The sequence below is a fragment of the Mesorhizobium sp. M4B.F.Ca.ET.017.02.2.1 genome (assembly GCF_003998955.1).
Taxonomy (GTDB): domain Bacteria; phylum Pseudomonadota; class Alphaproteobacteria; order Rhizobiales; family Rhizobiaceae; genus Mesorhizobium; species Mesorhizobium abyssinicae.
Genome location: NZ_RZOF01000623.1, coordinates 1 through 1226, shown reverse-complemented (window position 1 = coordinate 1226; position 1226 = coordinate 1). Strand labels below are relative to the sequence as shown.

Genomic DNA, 1226 nt, shown 5'->3' with positions numbered 1-1226 from the left:
CGCTATGCTTAAAGTCAGCAATTTACCAACAAATCGCGTGACATATTGCTTAGCGACTTCGCGCCGTTCTCAGTCACTCGGACAGTCTCACTGAAGACGTAGCCGTCATCCTTCTCAAAAATACCGATGAGAACGTGGAAGGTCATGTTAGGTTCAATCACGGTGTCGTCGTCCACCTGGAAGCTGATTCCGCCGTCGACCCAACCGTGGCCGATGGAGTAGCCGCTTCTGGATTCCTTCCGCACGCCGTATGGTTTAAAGGCGCGCTGGAACGCTTGCGAAACTTCAGAGCACGCAACTCCAGGCCGTATCGTTTCGACCTGCGCGAGAAAGCCGTCCAAAGCGGCTTGATGTAGGTGCCGCGCGCGAGCGGTTGGCTCGCCCAAAAATACCGTCCGGGACAAGGCGCAGGCATAGCGGTGTCGGAAGGCGCCAATCTCGAAGTTAGTCTGACAGCCCATCTTATAGCTCGCGTCAGACCACGAAAGATGCGGCGCATTGGCGGGAGCGCCAACCGGCATAGTTGGAAAGGCGCAAACACCGCCCGGGATTTCCGGAGTGCCCTTGACCAAAGCATTAACTATGGCGGCGCCCACGTCGCATTCGCGTGCGCCAGGAGCGATCTCGAGCCGGCCCACCTGCATGGCCCTGTCCACAATCTTTCCGGCCTGCTCCATGTAGGCAAGCTCAGCTGGTGATTTTACCGTCTTTAGTTTACCAAGCATTCCATCGGCATCGATGAACTTCGATGAATCCAAGCTGTTACCGAGGGCGGCATGGTCCTTCACTCCAAACGTCTTGGCCGTCAGTTCGACCCCGATTCGGCTAGACTTGGTGCGCTCGCGGATTAGATCGCCAATCGGCTCCCATGCCGTTAGCTGGCTCGAACCAATGTATTTCTCGGGATAACTGAGAATGCGTGATTCCGGCAGGTAGGAGGTGGGTGTTGCACACAAAGTGTCCATTTCGCGCAAAATCAGCCACGGGTCTTCATCGTCTTGACACACGAGAGCGAGCTGCGGAACGTACTCCGAGTATCCATCATAGCCGGTGAGGTAGTTCATATTATTCTCGTTCATGACAAGCAGCGCATCCATTCCGCGCGCCGCCATTTGCTTTCGCAGCCGAGCAGTGCGCTCGCGGTATTCCTGCTGACTAAATGCAGGTACGCGTTCCTGTTGCCTAGAGGTGGGCATGAGCAGCTTTCTCCTATCTTGGTAAATGTC

General features: G+C 55.7%; 1 protein-coding gene. It reads right to left on the bottom strand.

The genetic code is table 11. From position 1 onward, the window contains the following. Positions 1 to 14 precede the first annotated feature (14 nt). Positions 15 to 1226 (bottom strand): Xaa-Pro peptidase family protein (locus tag EN738_RS34405; protein WP_210214107.1); only part of this gene is annotated, 1212 nt, incomplete at its 5' end.